Annotated in this window: 17 protein-coding genes; 14 read left to right on the top strand and 3 right to left on the bottom strand. The window is 74.0% G+C overall.

Annotated features, from left to right (window positions below; genetic code table 11):
- The first annotated feature begins 66 nt into the window (after nucleotides 1–66).
- The 10 genes from MTP13_RS00090 to menC all read left to right on the top strand — a co-directional run bounded on the left by MTP13_RS00090 (nucleotide 67) and on the right by menC (nucleotide 10965).
- Nucleotides 67–858, top strand: coding sequence for a hydroxypyruvate isomerase family protein (locus MTP13_RS00090; RefSeq protein WP_243569049.1), 792 nt, complete (start codon nucleotides 67–69; stop codon nucleotides 856–858).
- Nucleotides 859–959: 101 nt separating this feature from the next.
- Nucleotides 960–1838, top strand: coding sequence for a 2-hydroxy-3-oxopropionate reductase (locus tag MTP13_RS00085; RefSeq protein ID WP_243569048.1), 879 nt, complete (start codon nucleotides 960–962; stop codon nucleotides 1836–1838).
- 56 nt (nucleotides 1839–1894) lie between these two features.
- The gene (gcl, locus tag MTP13_RS00080) at nucleotides 1895–3688 is read left to right on the top strand and encodes a glyoxylate carboligase (protein WP_243569047.1); all 1794 of its coding nucleotides are present in this window, start codon (nucleotides 1895–1897) and stop codon (nucleotides 3686–3688) included.
- Nucleotides 3689–3690: 2 nt separating this feature from the next.
- On the top strand, nucleotides 3691–6228 hold the full coding sequence (allB, locus tag MTP13_RS18265) for an allantoinase AllB (protein WP_424221791.1): 2538 nt from the start codon (nucleotides 3691–3693) through the stop codon (nucleotides 6226–6228).
- Between the two features lie 77 nt (nucleotides 6229–6305).
- A complete protein-coding gene (gene bcp / locus MTP13_RS00065) occupies nucleotides 6306–6782 on the top strand; it encodes a thioredoxin-dependent thiol peroxidase (RefSeq protein ID WP_243569046.1) in 477 nt (158 codons plus the stop codon).
- Nucleotides 6783–6953: 171 nt separating this feature from the next.
- A complete protein-coding gene (gene uraD, locus MTP13_RS00060) occupies nucleotides 6954–7451 on the top strand; it encodes a 2-oxo-4-hydroxy-4-carboxy-5-ureidoimidazoline decarboxylase (protein ID WP_243569045.1) in 498 nt (165 codons plus the stop codon).
- Nucleotides 7452–7500: 49 nt separating this feature from the next.
- The gene (gene uraH, locus MTP13_RS00055; protein ID WP_243569044.1) at nucleotides 7501–7842 is read left to right on the top strand and encodes a hydroxyisourate hydrolase; all 342 of its coding nucleotides are present in this window, start codon (nucleotides 7501–7503) and stop codon (nucleotides 7840–7842) included.
- Between the two features lie 3 nt (nucleotides 7843–7845).
- Nucleotides 7846–8796, top strand: coding sequence for a factor-independent urate hydroxylase (gene pucL, locus MTP13_RS00050; RefSeq protein ID WP_243569043.1), 951 nt, complete (start codon nucleotides 7846–7848; stop codon nucleotides 8794–8796).
- 118 nt (nucleotides 8797–8914) lie between these two features.
- A complete protein-coding gene (locus MTP13_RS00045) occupies nucleotides 8915–9745 on the top strand; it encodes a hypothetical protein (protein WP_243569042.1) in 831 nt (276 codons plus the stop codon).
- Nucleotides 9742–10965, top strand: coding sequence for an o-succinylbenzoate synthase (gene menC / locus MTP13_RS00040; RefSeq protein WP_243569041.1), 1224 nt, complete (start codon nucleotides 9742–9744; stop codon nucleotides 10963–10965). The genes MTP13_RS00045 and menC overlap by 4 nt, the downstream gene beginning before the upstream one ends.
- A gap of 259 nt (nucleotides 10966–11224) precedes the next feature.
- On the opposite strand, the gene MTP13_RS00035 is transcribed toward menC, so the two are convergent.
- Nucleotides 11225–12097, bottom strand: a complete 873-nt coding sequence (locus MTP13_RS00035; protein ID WP_243569040.1) for a helix-turn-helix domain-containing protein — start codon at nucleotides 12095–12097, stop codon at nucleotides 11225–11227.
- A gap of 187 nt (nucleotides 12098–12284) precedes the next feature.
- Between MTP13_RS00035 and MTP13_RS00030 the strand changes: the two genes are divergently transcribed.
- Both MTP13_RS00030 and MTP13_RS00025 read left to right on the top strand, forming a co-directional pair.
- Complete coding sequence (locus MTP13_RS00030) at nucleotides 12285–12737, top strand: SRPBCC domain-containing protein (protein ID WP_243569039.1); 453 nt, start codon at nucleotides 12285–12287, stop codon at nucleotides 12735–12737.
- Between the two features lie 113 nt (nucleotides 12738–12850).
- Nucleotides 12851–13468: a GNAT family N-acetyltransferase gene (locus MTP13_RS00025; protein WP_243569038.1), complete on the top strand. Its 618-nt coding sequence runs from the start codon at nucleotides 12851–12853 to the stop codon at nucleotides 13466–13468.
- On the opposite strand, the gene MTP13_RS00020 is transcribed toward MTP13_RS00025, so the two are convergent.
- Entirely contained in the window at nucleotides 13393–14031 is a 639-nt protein-coding gene (locus tag MTP13_RS00020) for a hypothetical protein (protein WP_243569037.1), read from the bottom strand. The genes MTP13_RS00025 and MTP13_RS00020 overlap by 76 nt on opposite strands.
- Nucleotides 14032–14192: 161 nt before the next feature.
- On the opposite strand from MTP13_RS00020, the gene MTP13_RS00015 reads away from it, so the two are divergent.
- Nucleotides 14193–15680: an MFS transporter gene (locus MTP13_RS00015; RefSeq protein ID WP_243569036.1), complete on the top strand. Its 1488-nt coding sequence runs from the start codon at nucleotides 14193–14195 to the stop codon at nucleotides 15678–15680.
- A gap of 15 nt (nucleotides 15681–15695) precedes the next feature.
- On the opposite strand, the gene MTP13_RS00010 is transcribed toward MTP13_RS00015, so the two are convergent.
- On the bottom strand, nucleotides 15696–16346 hold the full coding sequence (locus tag MTP13_RS00010; protein ID WP_243569035.1) for an NADPH-dependent F420 reductase: 651 nt from the start codon (nucleotides 16344–16346) through the stop codon (nucleotides 15696–15698).
- A 177-nt stretch (nucleotides 16347–16523) separates the two neighbouring features.
- Between MTP13_RS00010 and MTP13_RS00005 the strand changes: the two genes are divergently transcribed.
- Nucleotides 16524–17630 (top strand): LLM class flavin-dependent oxidoreductase, encoded by a 1107-nt coding sequence (locus tag MTP13_RS00005; RefSeq protein ID WP_243569034.1) that lies wholly within the window; start codon nucleotides 16524–16526, stop codon nucleotides 17628–17630.
- The last annotated feature ends 73 nt before the right edge of the window (nucleotides 17631–17703 follow it).

Raw genomic sequence — 17703 nt, 5'->3', positions numbered from 1 at the left:
CCTACCATTTCACAAAGCAAGAATATTATTCCGGAATACGGAAATTTGACGGCAAGGACCTCCACGATGACGTACACGGTGAACTGCTCGATCCTCCTCACCGAGCTGCCGCTCCTCGAGCGCCCGGCCGCGGCGAAGGCCGCCGGCTTCGACGCGGTCGAGTTCTGGTGGCCCTTCGACGGCGCTGTCCCCGCCGACCGCGACGCCGACGCCTTCGTCGCCGCGATCCGCGACGCGGGCGTGCAGCTCACCGGCCTGAACTTCTTCGCCGGCGACATGCCCGCCGGCGACCGCGGCCTCGTCTCGTGGACCGGTCGCGAGGCCGAGTTCCGCGACAACGTCGACGCCGTCGCCGCGATCGGCGAGGCGCTCGGCACCCCGGCGTTCAACGCCCTCTACGGCAACCGCCTCGACGGCGTCGACCCGGCCGCGCAGGACGAGACGGCCGCCGAGAACCTCGCCGTCGCGGCCGCCGGCGTCGCGCGCATCGGCGGCACCGTGCTGGTCGAGCCCGTCTCGGGCGCCCCGCGCTACCCGCTGCTCACGGCGGCCGACGCGCTCGCCGCCATCGCGCGGGTGCCGGATGCCGGCAACCTCGCCCTCCTCGCCGACTTCTACCACCTCGCGGTGAACGGCGACGACGTCGCCGCCGTCATCGAGGCGCACGCCGGCGCCTTCGGCCACATCCAGATCGCCGACGACCCCGGCCGCGGCGCCCCCGGCACGGGCACCCTCCCGCTCGAACGGTGGATCGCCCGCAGCCGCGAGCTCGGCTACGCCGGTCCCATCGGCTTCGAGTACAAGGCGCCGCTCGGCGACGCCTTCGCCTGGCTCGCCGAGGCCTCCGCCGGCGCCTGAGCCGGCCCCGGCCGCCAGGCCTCCGGCCGCCAGACCTCCGGCCGCCAGACCCGGGCCGCCAGACCTCACGACGCACGCACCGCACACAGAAGGACGACACCATGACCAGCATCGCGATCATCGGCCTCGGCATCATGGGCCTGCCCATGGCCAAGAACCTCGTCGAGGCGGGCTTCGACGTCACCGGCTACAACCGCAGCCGCGGCCCCGTCGACGCCCTCGTCGAAGCCGGCGGCCAGGCCGCCGGAAGCGTCGCCGAGGCGGTTCGCGACGCGGACGTCGTCGTCACGATGGTGCCCGACTCGCCCGACGTCGCCGGCGTCGTGCAGGGCGAGGACGGCGTGTTCGCGAACGCGAAGGCCGGCGCGCTCTGGATCGACACCTCCTCGATCCGCCCCGACGTGGCGAAGGAGCTCGCCGAAGAGGCCGTCGCCGCCGGGCTCGGCGCGATCGACGCCCCCGTCTCCGGCGGCGAGCAGGGCGCCATCGACGGCGTGCTCTCGATCATGGTCGGCGGCTCGCCCGAGGACTTCGAACGTGCCCGCCCGGTGCTCGACGCCGTCGGCCGCACCATCGTGCACGTCGGCCCCGCCGGCGCCGGCCAGACCGTGAAGGCGGCGAACCAGCTCATCGTCGCGGTCAACATCCAGGCGCTCGCCGAGGCGGTCGTCTTCCTCGAAGCCTTCGGCGTCGACACCGACGCCGCGTTGACGGTCCTCGGCGGCGGACTCGCCGGCTCGAAGGTCCTCGACCAGAAGGGGCGCAAGATGCTCGACCGCGATTTCGCCCCCGGATTCCGTCTCGCCCTCCACAACAAGGACCTGGGCATCGTCACCGCCGCCGCACGACAGGCCGGCATCACCGTCCCGCTCGGCTCCGCCGTGGCCCAGCTCGTCCAGGCGACCGTCGCCCGCGGCGACGGCGGCCTCGACCACTCCGGCCTGTTCAAGCTGACGGCCGAGCTCGCCGGCCGCGAGTAGCGCCGGCGCGACCCACCTCCTCCTCTTCCTCCACCGTCTCCGGAAGGAGCACTCCCATGACCCGCATGCGCACGGTCGACGCGGCCGTCCTGATCCTCGAGCGCGAGGGCGCCACCGAGGCGTTCGGGCTGCCCGGCGCCGCGATCAACCCCTTCTACTCCGCGATGCGCGCCCACGGCGGCATCCGGCACACCCTCGCCCGTCACGTCGAGGGCGCGAGCCACATGGCCGACGGCTACACCCGGGCCGCCGACGGCAACATCGGCATCTGCGTCGGCACCTCGGGCCCCGCCGGCACCGACATGATCACCGGGCTCTACGCGGCCTGGGCCGACTCGCTGCCGATCCTCTGCATCACCGGACAGGCGCCCGTCGCGAAGCTCCACAAGGAGGACTTCCAGGCCGTCGACATCGCCTCGATCGCGAAGCCGCTGACGAAGCTCGCGATGACGGTGCTGGAGCCCGCGCAGGTGCCCGGCGCCTTCCAGCAGGCCTTCCAGCTGATGCGCTCCGGCCGCCCCGGGCCGGTGCTCATCGACCTGCCGATCGACGTCCAGCTCGCCGAGATCGAGTTCGACATCGACACCTACGAGCCGCTGCCCGTCGTGAAGCCCCGCGCCACCCGCGCCCAGGCCGAGAAGGCGCTCGACCTCCTCGTCGCGCACGACCGGCCCATCCTCATCGCGGGCGGCGGCGTGATCAACGCCGGCGCCTCCGACGGACTCGTCGAGCTCGCCGAGGTGCTCGGCGTCCCCGTCGTGCCCACCCTCATGGGCTGGGGCGCGATCGCCGACGACCACCCGCTGAACGCCGGCATGGTCGGCATCCAGACCTCGCACCGCTACGGCAACCAGACGCTCCTCGCGAGCGATTTCGTGCTCGGCCTCGGCAACCGCTGGGCGAACCGGCACACCGGCGGGCTCGACACCTACCGGGCCGGCCGCACCTTCGTGCACGTCGACATCGAGCCGACCCAGATCGGCCGCGTGTTCGCGCCGGACTACGGCATCGTCTCCGACGCGGGCGCGGCGATCGACGCCCTGCTCGAGCTCGCCCGCGAGCGGAAGGCCGCCGGGACCCTGCCCGACTATTCGGGCTGGGCCGCCGAGGCGCAGGACCGCAAGGCGCGCCTGCAGCGCAAGACGAACTTCGTCGAGGTGCCGATCAAGCCCCAGCGCGTCTACCAGGAGATGAACCGCGCCTTCGGCCGCGACACCACCTACGTGACGACGATCGGCCTCTCGCAGATCGCGGGCGCCCAGCTGCTGCACGTCTACGGGCCGCGCAAGTGGATCAACGCCGCCCAGGCCGGGCCGCTCGGCTGGACCGGGCCCGCTGCCCTCGGCGTGGTGCGCGGCAAGCCCGGCGAGACCGTCGTCGCGCTCTCGGGCGACTACGACTTCCAGTTCATGATCGAAGAGCTCGCCGTGGGCGCGCAGCACCAGCTGCCGTACATCCACGTCGTCGTGAACAACAGCTACCTGGGACTCATCCGCCAGTCGCAGCGCCCCTTCGAGATGGAATTCCAGGTCTCGCTCGCCTTCGACAACGTGAACACCCCGCAGGACGAGGGCTCGGTCGCCCACGGCTACGGCGTCGACCACGTGAAGGTCGCCGAGGGCCTCGGCTGCAAGGCGATCCGCGTCGAACGGCCGGAGGACCTCGCCGCCGGCTTCGCCGAGGCGAAGCGGCTGATGGCCGAGTTCCAGGTGCCGGTCGTCGTCGAGGTGATCCTCGAGCGGGTGACGAACATCGCGATGGGCGCCGAGCTCGACGCGGTGAACGAGTTCGAAGACCTCGCCGAATCCGCCGAAGACGCCCCGACGGCCATCCTCGCGTTGCAGGATTGAGCATGCGCGTCGTGATCGCCCCCGACAAGTTCAAGGGATCCCTGTCCGCCCCGGAGGTGGCCCGGCGGGTCGCCGAGGGGGCGCGCCGGGCCGACCCCGCGATCGAACTCGTCGAGGTGCCGGTCGCCGACGGCGGTGAGGGCACGCTCGACGCGGCGCTCGCCGCGGGCTTCGCCGCGCGGAGCGCCCGGGTGCCGGGGCCGCTCGGCGCGGAGCTCGACGCGGAGTTCGGCCTGCGCGGCGTGGAGGCGGTCGTCGAGCTCGCCCGGGCGTCGGGACTCGAACTGCTCGCCGCCGGCGAGCGGGATGCCGCGCGCGCGACGAGCCTCGGCACGGGCCGGTTGATCGTCGCCGCGCTCGACGCCGGGGCGACGCGCATCGTGCTCGCGATCGGCGGCAGCGCCTCCACCGACGGCGGGGCCGGGCTGCTCCGCGGGCTCGGCGCTCGCTTCCTCGACGCCTCGGGACGGGACCTCCCCGACGGCGGCGCCGCGCTCGCCGGGCTCGATCGCATCGAGCTCGGCGGGCTCGACCCGCGGCTCGCGAGCACCGAGTTCGTGCTCGCGAGCGACGTGGACAACCCGCTGCTCGGGCCGCACGGCGCCGCCGCCGTGTTCGCCGCGCAGAAGGGCGCCGACGCGGCGGGCATCGCCGCGCTCGACGCCGCCCTCGCCCGCTTCGTCGAGGTGCTGTCGCAGCACGACGCGGACCTCGCCCGCCCGGCCCGCGAGGCCGCCGAGGCTCCGGGCGCCGGCGCTGCGGGCGGCGTCGGCTTCGCCGCGCTCGCCGTGCTCGGCGCGGCCCGCCGCCCCGGCATCGACGTCGTGCTCGAGCTGACCGGTCTCGACGAGCGGCTCGTGGGCGCGGATCTCGTGATCACGGGGGAGGGCAGCCTCGACGCGCAGAGTCTCATGGGCAAGACCCCGCTCGGGGTGGCGCGCGCGGCGGCCCGGCGCGGCATCCCCGTGCACGCCGTCTGCGGGCGCAGCGAGCTCGACGCCGCCGCGCTCGCCGACTCCGGCTTCGCCTCGGTGCGCTCGCTCGCGGAGCTCGAACCCGACCCGGCCGCCTCGATCGCGAACGCCGCAGCCCTGCTCACCCGACTCTCGGAGGACCTCATGACCGAGCTCATCACCGCGTCCGGCACCGGCGACGCGCCAGCCGGCGCCGCCCCCGCCGCCGGCGCGTCCGCCTTCGACCTCGTGCTGCGCGCCGAGCGCGCCCTGCTCGCGGGCGACGACGGCGCGCCCGTCGAGCGCGGCGCCGAGATCGGCGTCCGCGCCGGCCGGATCGTGCAGATCTCGCCGCTCGGCGCGGGGCTCGCGGGCGCCCGCCTCGTCGAGCTCGGCGCCGGCGAGGTACTGCTGCCCGGGCTCGTGGACACCCACGTGCACGTGAACGAACCGGGCCGCACCGAGTGGGAGGGCTTCGCCTCCGCGACGCGGGCCGCCGCCGCGGGCGGCGTCACGACGATCATCGATATGCCGCTGAACAGCATCCCGCCCACCGTCTCGGTCGCCGCGCTCGAGGAGAAGCGCGCGGTCGCGGCCGGGCAGGCGGTCGTCGACGTCGGCTTCTGGGGCGGCGTGGTGCCGGGCAACCTGGCCGAGCTCGGCCCGCTCGTCGACGAGGGCGTGTTCGGCTTCAAGTGCTTCCTGCTGCACTCGGGCGTCGACGAGTTCCCGCAGGTGACGCCAGCGGAGATGGAGCAGGCGATGGCGGTCGTCGCCGAGCGGGGCTCCCTCCTCCTCGTGCACGCCGAGGACGCGCACCTCATCGATGCCGCGCCGCACCGCGGCGGCCCGGCGTACGCCGACTTCCTCGCCTCCCGGCCGCACGAGGCCGAGGACGCCGCGATCGCCGAGGTCATCGCCCGTGCTGCGAAGACGGGCGCCCGCGCGCACGTGCTGCACCTGAGCAGCGCCGAGTCCCTCCCGCAGATCCGCGCGGCCAAGGCGGCGGGCGTCGACCTCACGGTCGAGACCTGCCCGCACTACCTCACCCTCGTCGCCGAAGCGGTGCCCGCGGGCGCCACGGCCTACAAGTGCTGCCCGCCGATCCGTGGCGAGGCCAACCGCGACGCCCTCTGGCAGGGGCTCCTCGACGGCACGATCGACTTCATCGTCTCCGACCACTCGCCGGCGACGCCCGAACTGAAGTACGCCGGCGACGGCGACTTCGAGCAGGCCTGGGGCGGCATCGCCTCGCTGCAGCTCGGCCTGCCCCTCGTCTGGAGCGAGGCGCGCCGCCGGGGCATCCCGCTCGAGCGCGTCGTCGAGTGGATGTCGTCGCGGCCCGCCGACCGGGCACGGCTGCAGGGCAAGGGCCGCATCCAGGTCGGCGCCGCCGCCGACTTCGCCGTGTTCGCCCCCGACGAGCACTTCACCGTGGAGGCGGGCACCCTCGAGCACCGCCACCCGGTCACCCCCTATGACGGGCGCGAGCTCACCGGCGTCGTCCGCACCGCGTATCTCGCGGGCGCGGAGATCGACCGGAGCCTCGCGCAGGGCCGGCTGCTCCGGGTGGGGAACGACGAGTAGCCGGCCGCCGATGGGGCCGGGGCCGCCGCCCCGGCCCCGCCTTCGCCATGCCCCACGATTCCGACAGGAGCACCGACATGATCGCCTCATCCGACGAGCTCGAGCCGGGCCGCGAGGCCCCCGACTTCGCCCTGCCCGACGCGACGGGCGCCGTGCGCACCCTCGCCGAGCTGCGCGGCCGCCCCGTCATCGTGTACTTCTACCCGGCGGCGTTCACCCCCGGCTGCACGACCGAGGCGTGCGACTTCCGCGACAACCTCGCCTCGCTGCAGGGCGCGGGCTACGTCGTGCTCGGCGTCTCGCCCGATCCGGTCGCCCGGCTCGCCGAGTTCGCCGACGCCGAGCAGCTGAGCTTCCCGCTGCTGTCCGACGAGGGCGCCGAGACCGCACGCGCCTGGGGCGCCTGGGGGCAGAAGACCGTCGCCGGCCGCACCTTTGACGGGGTCATCCGCTCGACCGTCGTCGTCGACGCGGACGGCCGAGTGGCGAGCGTCGAGTACAACGTCGACCCCGTGGGTCACGTCGCGCGGCTCCGCGAGCGGCTCGCGGTCTGAGACGGCGGATGCCGCGTCGGCGACCCTGCGCCGACGGCGTCGCAGCCATTGCCGACGCGGCATCCGCTTGCTAAAGTTGTCGCATGCTGAAATAACAGTTCCACGATATGAAAGCTAGCTTTCGTATTCCGTACACCGTGGATGCCAGCAGACCAGGAAGCGGATCAAGCGATGAAGCTTGAACAGTTCAACGGAGCCGACCGCCGCGAGGCGATCGAGCTCCTCCGACCATGCATCGACGTGCCGAGATGGTACGACGAGCTCGCCGACCGGCGGCCCTACGCCTCCGTCGCCGCGCTCGTCGCCGAGGCCGAACGGGCCGCCTCGCCGTTCACCGCGGAGGAGGTCGAGCGGGCGCTCGGCCACCACCCGCGCATCGGCGAACGCGCCGCGGGCGGCAGCCGGGAGGCGACGCTCTCGCGTTCCGAGCAGGCGGGGGTCGACCCGGCCGACGCCGAGCTCGCCGAGCGGCTCGCCGCCGGCAACCTCGCCTACGAGGAGCGCTTCGGCCGGGTGTTCCTCATCCGCGCGGCCGGACGCAGCGCGGCGGAGATCCTCGCCGCCCTCACCGAGCGGCTCGGCCACGACGACGCCGAGGAGGACGAGATCGTCGCCGCGCAGCTGCGCGAGATCGCCATCCTCAGGCTGGAACAGGCGGTGACCGCATGACCGCGCCGCAGCCCACGCACGAGCCGATCCCACTGGAGGGGACCCTGCCATGACCGTCTCGCAGATCACCACGCACGTGCTCGACGCCCAGCGCGGGGTCCCTGCGCCCGGCGTCGGCGTCGAGCTGTCCCGCCGCTCAGGCGAGGGCTGGGAGCCCGTCGCGAGCGGCGCGACCGACGCCGACGGCCGTGCGAAGCAGCTCGGCCCCGAGCGCGTGCCGGGCGGCGAGTACCGGCTGCGCTTCGACACCGGGGCGTACTTCGCCGCCTCCGGCACCGACACCTTCTACCCCGAGGTGCTGATCGGCTTCACCGTCGCCGACGACGGCCGGCACTACCACGTGCCCCTGCTGCTCAGCCCCTTCGCCTATTCGACCTATCGAGGAAGCTAGCTCATGACCGACATCCTGACCACCGCCACCGAGACCCCCGCGAACGCCGCCGACGAGGGCGGGCGCATCGTGCTCGGCCCGAACCAGTACGGCAAGGCCGAGGTCCGCGTCGTCAAGGTGACCCGCGACACCGACCGCCACGAGATCGAGGACCTGAACGTCACCTCGCAGCTGCGCGGCGACTTCGCCGGGGCGCACCTCGCCGGCGACAACTCGCACGTCGTCGCGACCGACACCCAGAAGAACACCATCTTCGCCTTCGCGCGCGACGGGGTCGGCTCGCCCGAGGCGTTCCTGCTGCGCCTCGCCGAGCACTTCACCGGCTCCTTCGACTGGGTGACGGGCGGCCGCTGGCTCGCCGAGAGCTACGCCTGGGAGCGCATCCTCGCCCACGGCCAGGAGCACGACCACGCCTTCGTCCGCTCGGGCCAGGAGGTGCGCACCGCCGCGGTCGTCGCGGACGGCGACGATCGCCACGTCATCGCGGGGCTGAAGGACCTCGTCGTGCTCAAGACGACCCAGTCGGGCTTCGTCGGCTACCCGAAGGACCGCTACACGACCCTGCAGGAGACGACCGACCGCATCCTCGCGACGAGCGTCGCGACGCGCTGGCGCTACCGGCCGGGCGCCGAGCCCGACTACAACGCCACGTACGAGCGCGTGAAGGCGATTCTGCTCGAGACGTTCACCGAGCACTACTCGGCGGCGCTGCAGACGACCCTGTTCGAGATGGGGCAGGCCGTGCTCGAGCGGCATCCCGAGATCGCCGAGATCCGCTTCTCGATGCCGAACAAGCACCACTTCGTCGTCGACCTCGCGCCGTTCGGCCTCGACAACCCGAACGAGGTCTTCTACGCCTCCGACCGGTCCTACGGGCTGATCGAGGCGACGGTCACGCGCGAGGGCCTCGAACCCGCGCCCGGTGCGTGGGAGAGCGTCGGCGCGTTCTGCTGACGACGGCTCCGACCGGGACGGGCGCCGCGCAGTCGCGCGGCGCCCGCGCCCGTCGAGGCGCCTCCCGTCGACGCCCCTCCCGTCGACGACCGGGCATGCGAGCGGCTAGCGTCGAGGCATGACCCAGCTCGACGGTGCGCAGGAGGCCCGCCGCTTCGCCGACGCGGTCGACGCGCGCAGCGGCATCCGCACCCGACCCGCCGCAGCCGACGAGATCGGCGCCGTCCTCGCCCGCTTCGACGCGACGTGGGGCGAGGGGCGCGGCCTCGACGACTCGACGATCCGCGCGCTCGCCCACGCCGGCGGCACCGTGCTCGTCGCCGTGCCCGACGACGACGGCGGGGCGGATGCCTCGGGCACCCCGCCCTTCGCCGCGCCCGGCGAGGTGCTCGGCGCGACCCTCGGCTTCCTCGGCTGGTCGGGCGGCGTGCACCTGCACTCGCACATGAACGCCGTCGCGTCCATCGCCCGCGGCCGCGGCATCGGCGCCGCGCTGAAGCTGCGGCAGCGGGCGCTCTGCCTCGAGCACGGCGTCGACGAGATCCGCTGGACCTTCGACCCGCTGATCCGCCGCAACGCCCGGATGAACCTCGTGCGCCTCGGCGCGGAGATCGCCGGCTACCTGCCCGAGTTCTACGGCGTGCTCGGCGACGAGATCTCCGGCAGCGACCGCAGCGACCGCTTCGAGGTGCGCTGGCGGCTCCGCTCGCCGCGTGTGCTGCGCGCCCTCGCCGGAGCGCCGGCGCCCGCGTGGCGCGGCGAGGCGGGCTTCGCGCTCGTGCCCGACTACGAGGCGCTGCGACGCGAGGCGCCCGCAGACGCCGCCGCGCTGCGCGCCGCCTCGGTCGAGGCCTTCACCGGGATGGCCCGCGCGGGGCTCCGCCCGGAGCTCGATGACGCCGGCGACTACGTGTTCACCGAGGACGACGCCGACCGGGAGGCCGCATGACCGAGCAGACGAACGCCGGGGCCCGGCTCGAGGCGATCGAGCTGCACCGCATCGAGGTGCCCCTGGTGCGGCCGTTCGAGACCTCCTTCGGGCGCGAGACGGTGCGCGAGGTGCTGCTCGTGCGGGTCCGCACCGATGCCGGCGACGGTTGGGCCGAGTGCGTCGCTGGGCGGGAGCCGTTCTACTCCTCCGAGTACGTGGACGGCGCGGCGGCCGTCATCGAGCGCTACCTCGCGCCGGCGCTGCTCGCCGCCACGGCGGGCGGCGGGCACGGCGGGCCCGGCGCGAGTCCGAGCCATCCGTCGACGGCCGACGGCGCCGCGGCGGCGATCGCCTCGGTGCCCGCCGCCGCAGCGGTCGGCCCCGCACTCGCCTTCGTCGCGGGCCACCGCATGGCCAAGGCGGCGCTCGAGGCGGCGGTGCTCGACGCCGAGCTCCGAGCCCAGGGCCGCTCGATGGCGTCATGCTTCGGCGCGGTGCGCGACTGGGTCGACTGCGGCGTCTCCGTCGGCATCGCCCCGACGCTCGAGGAGCTCCTCGACGAGGTCGCCGGCTATGTCGAGCAGGGCTACCGCCGCATCAAGCTGAAGATCAAGCCGGGCTGGGACCTCGTGCCCGTCGGGGCGGTGCGGGAGCTCCTCGGCCCGGCGGGCCTCCTGCAGGTCGACGCGAACACGGCGTACCACCAGGGCGACATCCCGCTTCTCGCCGAGCTCGACCGCTTCGGCCTGCTGCTCATCGAGCAGCCGTTCGCGGAGGAGGACCTCGCGAGCCACGTGGCGCTCGCCGCCGTCTGCGACACCCCGGTCTGCCTCGACGAGTCGATCCTCGACCGCACGACGGCGCTCGACGCGATCGAGCGCGGCGCGACGAGCATCGTGAACATCAAGCCGGGCCGGATGGGCGGCTACCTCGAGTCGCTGCGGGTGCACGAGGCGTGCCTGGCGCTCGAGGTGCCCGTCTGGTGCGGCGGCATGCTCGAGACCGGCCTCGGCCGCGCGGCGAACGTCGCGCTCGCGGCGCTGCCCGGCTTCCTGCTGCCGGGCGACACCTCGGCCTCCGACCGTTACTACGCCGAGGATCTCACGGAGCCGTTCGTGCTCGGCACGGGCGAGCACCGCGGCCAGCTGGCGGTGCCGCAGGGCTCGGGCACGGGGGTCGAGGTGCGCGAGGAGCTCGTGCGCGCCTGGGCGAGCGCCCCGCCTGTGCTCCTGCGCTGAGCCCCGGCCACCGCCCCCCGGCCCCCGGGGCCCCGACGGCCCCCGCCCCCGGCCGCCCGGCCCCGGCCGGCCCGCCGCCGCGCCGCCCCCCGCCTCGCCCCCGCTCTCCCGCCACCTCACACAACTCAGGAACGACCCTCGCGACATCCGCGTCATGCCGCGGCAATCGGAATCGCTGCCACCGCATAACGGCCAGATGTTCCTGAATTGTGTGAGCGGGCGGGGGCAGCGGGCAGCGGGGCCGCGCGGAGAGCGCGGCTCAGCCGGCGGTGCGGGCGGCGCGGGCGTAGCCGCCGGGCGTCTCGCCGACGACGGTGCGGAACTCGCGGGTGAAGTGCGCCTGGTCGGCGTAGCCGAGTTTGGCGGCGAGCTCGGCGAGCGGCGGAGCGTCCGCGCTGGCGAGCCGCTCGGCGGCCTCCTGCAGCCGGTAGCGCCGGATCAGCCAGCGCGGGGTGAGCCCGAGCTGCTCGCGTACGAGCCGCTCCAGGCGGCGGATGCCGAGGCCCTCGGAGTCCGCGAGCTGGGTGACCCTCGTCAACGCACGGTCGTGCTCGGCCCGCTCGACGAGCCGTCGCACGGTGCGGGCGTCGTCGCCCGGTTCGAGGCCCAGGGCGCCGAGCCAGCGCTCGAACTCGGCGATGGCGCGCTCCTCGTCTGCTGCGGCGGTCGCCTCGGCGACGCGGCCGAGGGCCGGGGCGGCGCCCGGGACGCCGTCGAGCGGGATGCCGCGCGCGGGGTCGACCAGGGCGCGGGCCGGCCGGCCGAGCAGGAGCGGCGCGACGCCGGGCTGCAGCAGCACGCCGAACGCCCAGCCGCTGCCCGCCAGAGTGCGCGAGCCGAGGCCGAGGCTCGGCCCCCAGACCGCCGCCTCGGCCGCTTCGACGACGAGGTTCGCGCTCGGGTACTCCAGCACCCGCTGGGTCACCGTGCGGCCCGGCGGCAGCTGCCAGCGCGGGACCCAGTAGTGCCGCACCAGCTCGGCGAGGGCGGGGGAGGGGGCGTGCCGAGTCATCCCGACCGGGGAGCCGCTGCCGCCGAGCGCCGGCTCCCCGGCGGCGGGCGCGAGCACGCCGCGGCTGCGGGGCGCGCCGGTGCGCGTGCGCCAGTACGCCTCGGCCCGCTCATCCGCCATCCCGCCAGTCTGCACCCCTCCGCCGACGCCGGCCGTCCCGCCCGCCGCCCCGTTCGTCCCGTCCCGTCGCGTTCGTTCAATCGGCGGGCGCGCCGGCTCCGTAGCGTCGAGCACGACGGCGGGGCCACCACGGCCCGCCGGACACCGAGACACCGAGACACCGAGACACCGAGACTGGAGCGAACCCATGGACTTCGAGATGACGATCTACATCGCGGCCGAGCCCGAGACCGTCTGGGAGGCGATCACCGGCGAGGCCGGCAGCCGGGCGGTGATGTGGGGCAGCGCGCTGCGCGGCGAGCTCGTCCCCGGCTCCCGCTACGAGTACGTCGGCCCGGGTCAGGACGGCGACGAGACCGTGCACGTCTACGGGGACGTGCTCGAGGTCGAGGCGCCGACGCTGCTCCGGCTCAGCGAGCACCCCGGTCCGAGCTACCGGGAGAACCACGCCGAGCTGCGCAGCCGGATGACGTGGCGGCTCGAGCGGGCCGGGGAGGGGCTCACGAAGGCGACGTTCACGAACGACGAGTGGAGCGAGGGGCACCCGGCCGCCGAGGAGACCGCGGACACCTGGCCGCACGTGCTGTCGAGCTTCAAGAGCTACGTCGAGACGGGTCGCGCGCTGCCCTTCCCAGGCTGACCGCTCCGGCCGCCCCGGCCGCTCCGGGCGCCCCGACCGCTCGCGCCGCCGCGGCGGCGCGAGCGCGTCACTGGTCGCCGCTAGGATCGCGGCATGGCCGAAACCGCGTCGCGATGACCCTCCTCGTCCGCCAGTACCAGCCGGCCGACCGCGAGGACATCGCCGACGTCTGCCTCCGCACCGCGGTCGCGGGCGGCGACGCGAGCGGCCGCTACTCCGACGACGCCCTCATGCCCGAGGTGTTCGCGCTGCCCTACCTCGCCTACGACCCCTCGCTCGTCTTCGTCGTGACGAACGGGCACCGGGTCGTCGGCTATGTGCTCGGCGTCGCCGACACCCGCGACTTCGTCGAGTGGTGGCGGCGCGAGTGGGCGCCCGGGTTCGCGGCGAGGCATCCGCGTCCCGGGCCGCCCACCGGGCGCGAGCCGGCGTTCACCGAGCAGCGGCTCCTCGACGCCGGCCGAGACCCCGAGCGCATGCTCGTGGCCGAGCTCGACGACTACCCCGCGCACCTGCACATCGACCTGCTGCCCGAGGCGCAGGGGCAGGGGCTCGGCCGCAGGCTCATCGACGTGCTGCGCGCGGCGCTCCGCGGTCGCGGGGTTCCCGGCGTGCACCTCGGCTTCGACCCGGCGAACACCGGGGCTCGCGCGTTCTACGAGCGGCTGGGCTTCGTCGAACTGCCCTCGAGCACGCCGACGGCGCCGCTCTTCGGCATCAGCACCGACTGATCGCCCTCGGGGCGCAGCTTCGGCCGGCGCTCGAACCAGTAGAGCAGGCGCGGGTCGCTGCGGCGGAGCTCCGCCATCGTGACGGGCTCCTCGCGCACGACTTCGTCGACGCCGAGGACGGGGGCGACGAGGTTCATCGTCTCCTCGTCCCAGAAGCCGCCGCGCATGCGGAACACCGAGTGCCCGCGGCGGTCGACGACGAAGAGCTGGGAGCTCGTCTCCGAGCTGGCCCCGCGGTACAGCTGCACGCGCAGCACGCCGGAGATGTCGCGCGCCGCGATCGTCTTGGTGCCGCCGAAGAAGCCTCGCTCGACGATGCCGGCCGCGCTCACGGACGCGCGCGTGCGGCGGTACTGCAGGAACGCGAGCGCCACGGCGCCCGCGATCAGCACGGCGAGCACGCCGACGAGCAGGAACGGGCGCGTGCTGCCCGGACGGTAGAGCACCCAGAGCGCCAGGCAGAGCAGGGGCAGCGCCAGCGTCGCGATCGGCAGTCCGATCGACCAGCCGAGCGTGCGGCGCGGGCGCAGGGTCCGGACTCGCAGGCCCGCCCGGTCGATCACGGGAGGCAGGGTGGATGGGTCCCCAACACCTTCGCTCCCCTCATCCACCGGTGCCCTCGACATAACCCGTACATCATGCGCCTGCCCCGCGGGTCGCGCTATTCCTCATTTATGAGGACATCGCCCGTTTCCGGCTCGGCGGCGGGCATAGTCTGGAGCGGATGTCGAACCCACCGTTGACCCAGTCGATCCCGCTCACCCCCGACAAGCGCTGGCGCGCGTACTGGGTGTGCGTGTCGGTCGCGGCGCTCACGATCCTCGACCTCTCCAAGGTGAACGTCGGCCTCCCATCGATCGAGACGGCACTCGGCGCGAGCCCCACCGAACTGCAGCTCGTCGTCGCCGGATACGTGCTCACCTTCGGCCTCACGCTGGTGCCCGCCGGCCGCATCGGCGACCAGCGCTCGCGCAAGGCGATGTTCCTCATCGGGCTCTCGCTGTTCCTCGTGACGAGTGCGATCTGCGCGCTCGCGCCGAACGGGGCCGTGCTGCTCGTCGGCCGGCTGCTGCAGGGCGTCGCGGCGGGCATCCAGATGCCGCAGGTGATCGGGCTCGTGCAGCAGCTGTTCCAGGGCGCGGAGCGCGGCAAGGCCTTCGGCCTCTTCGGCGCCACGATCGGGCTCGCCACGGCCTTCGGCCCGACGCTCGGCGGCCTCGCCATCGCGCTCGGCGGGCCGAGCGACGGCTGGCGCTGGATCTTCTGGATGAACGTGCCGCTCACCCTTGTCGCGATCGCCCTCGCGGTCTGGCTGCTGCCGCAGACGCGGCTGCCCTCGCCCGGGCGGCTCGAGCTCGACCCCGTCGGCGTGCTGCTCTTCGCGGTGACGGTGCTCTCGCTGATGTGGCCGTTCCTCTTCACGACGGGCTCGCCCGACGACGACCCCGCCCGGTGGTGGACGCTCGTGATCTTCGTGCTCGGTCTCATCGCCTTCGTCGCCTGGGAGCGCCGCTACGCGGCGCAGGGGCGGCATCCCCTCGTGCCGCTCGCCCTCTTCCGGGTCGGCTCGTTCCGCAACGGCACGGTGCTGGCGGCGGTGTACTTCGCCGCGATGCCGTCGATGTTCCTGCTCACGACGCTCTACCTCCAGCACGGCCTCGGCCTGGAGGCCGTCTACGCGGGCATGGTGGGCATCGGCTTCGCGCTCGTGAGCGCCGTGACCTCCATGATCGGCGGGCGGCTCGTCGAACGGCTCGGCCGGCCGCTCGTCGTCTGGGGTATCGCCCTGCTCCTCGCGGGCGTCGGGCTGCTCGTGCTCGCCGCCGTCGCGACGCCGGAGGCGTGGACGCCCTGGGCGATGGCGGCCGCGATGGTGCTCGCCGGCGCGGGCGGCGGCTTCGTCGTCTCGCCGAACCAGACGCTCACCCTCGCCGACGTGCCGGTGAAGCAGGGCGGGCTCGCCGGCTCGGTCGGCCAGCTCGGCCAGCGCATCGGCACGGCCATCGGCACGGCGCTCACGCTGTCGATCTTCTACGCGACGATCTACCGCGAGTCCGGCGGCGACGGCAGCGCCGGCGGGGCGGGCCTCGACGTCTACCACGACGCCTACGCGCTCGCGATGCTCGCCGTCGCCGTGCTGCTCGCCGTCGCGCTCGCGGTGGGCCTCGTCGACCTCGGTGCCCGTCGGCGTCGCCGCAGCGCGCTCGGCTGAGCCGGCGGCGCTCGGTTAGGCCGCCGCGCGGGCGGCCGCGAACATGCCGGCGAGCTCGGCGGCGGACAGCTCCCGGCCGAAGGCGGGGTGGCCGGGCTCGAGCACGCGACCGTTCGCGAGCGGGCCGCCGTCGACGGCGTCGAAGCCGATCGCGTCGATGATGCCGGCGAGCACGGCGCGCGCGTCGGGATCGTCGCCGACGACCGCGAGGGCGCGGCGCAGCGGGTCGCCGGCGGGCAGCGCGTCGTCCTCCATGTCGTGGTAGCCGAGGTGGTTCAGCGACTTGACGAGCCGCATCGCCGGATTGCGCGACTCGTGCTGCTCGCTCGTCGAACGGGGGTCGGCGTCGACGTCGGGCAACTGCCCGTCGATCGGCGGCCAGTAGTTCATGGCGTCGACCACGATGCGGCCGTCGAAGCTCGACCACGGCACCGTGCCGGCTTTGCCGAACGGCACGGCGACGATGACGACGTCGGATGCCGCGACGAGTTCGTCGGCGGAGGCGACGACGGCGCCGGGCGCGACCACGCCGACGAGGAGCTCCAGGGCGGTCTGGCGGGGCGAGCCGGCGATGCGCACCTCGTAGCCGGCCTCGACGAGGAGGCGCGCGAGTGCCGTGCCGACCTTGCCGGCGCCGAAGATGCCGATGCTCGGCCGCTGCTCCACGTGCGTTCCACTCCCTGTTCGTTGCGTCGGGCGCGTCGTGCCCGTTCGTCCATGCGGTGCAACGCCCCCGGTCGGCCGAGCATTCCCGGCGCGGATCGCGAGCGCTCGCGGCGGCCCGGGCCATTCCGCTCCGGCGGGATCGGGAATAGTCTCAGCGAGGGGGAGGTTCCGCAGAACATGCAGACGTATGAATTCGGCCTCGACACCTTCGGCGACGTCACGGTCGGCCCCGACGGTGCGACGCTCAGTCACGCCCAGGTGCTCCGGAACATCGTCGAGGAGGCCGTGCTCGCCGACCGGCTCGGGCTCGACTTCTTCGGCATCGGCGAGCACCACCGGCACGAGTTCGCCGTGTCCGCGCCCGAGGTCGTGCTCGGCGCGATCGCCGGCCGCACCGAGCGCATCCACCTCGGCTCCGCGGTCACCGTGCTCTCGAGCGACGACCCCGTGCGCGTCTTCCAGCGCTTCGCGACGCTCGACGGGCTCTCCGGCGGGCGCGCGGAGGTCATCCTCGGCCGGGGCTCGTTCATCGAGTCCTTCCCGCTCTTCGGCTACGACCTGGCGCAGTACCAGGAGCTGTTCGAGGAGAAGCTCGAGCTGTTCTCCGCGCTCCTCGAGCAGGAGCCCGTCACCTGGTCCGGCGCGTTGCGCGCCCCGCTCACCGAGCAGCGCGTGTTCCCGCCCGTCGAGCACGGCCGGCTGAAGACGTGGATCGGCGTCGGCGGCAGCCCAGAGTCCGTCGTGCGCGCGGCGCACTACGGCCTTCCCCTCGTGCTCGCGATCATCGGCGGCAGCCCCGCCCGTTTCGCGCCCCTCGCCGATCTCTACCGCAAGGCGCTCGCCCAGTTCGGCAAGCCGGAGCAGCCGGTCGCCATCCACTCGCCCGGCTTCATCGCCGACAGCGACGAGGAGGCGCTCGACCTGCTCTGGCCGCACTACCAGGTGATCATCGACCGGATCGGCCGCGAGCGCGGCTGGGGCGCGGTGACCCGGGAGCACTTCGAGGCGGAGGCCTCCTCGCACGGCGCCCTCTTCGCGGGCTCGCCCGAGACCGTCGCGCAGAAGATCGCCGCGGCGCTGCGCAACGTCGGCGCCGTGCGCTTCGACCTGAAGTACTCGAACGGCACGCTGCCGCACGAGGCGATGATGGGCAGCATCGAGCGCTACGGCAGCGAGGTCGTGCCCCGGGTCCGCGAACTGCTCGCCGCCGCGGAGCAGCCGAGCGAGACCGAGGCCGAGCGGCTCGCCCGCGCCGATCGGGCCGACGCCGCCGCCGAGGGCTGAGCAGGACTGACCGGCGCTGAGCAGGACTGACCGGCGCTGAGCAGGACTGACCGGCGCTGAGCGCGCCGCGCAC

Origin of the sequence: Agromyces soli, from assembly GCF_022811605.1 — a bacterium.
GTDB classification, from domain to species: domain Bacteria; phylum Actinomycetota; class Actinomycetes; order Actinomycetales; family Microbacteriaceae; genus Agromyces; species Agromyces soli.
Note: the sequence above shows the minus strand (reverse complement) of the source record. Positions and strands in the feature narration are given on the sequence as shown.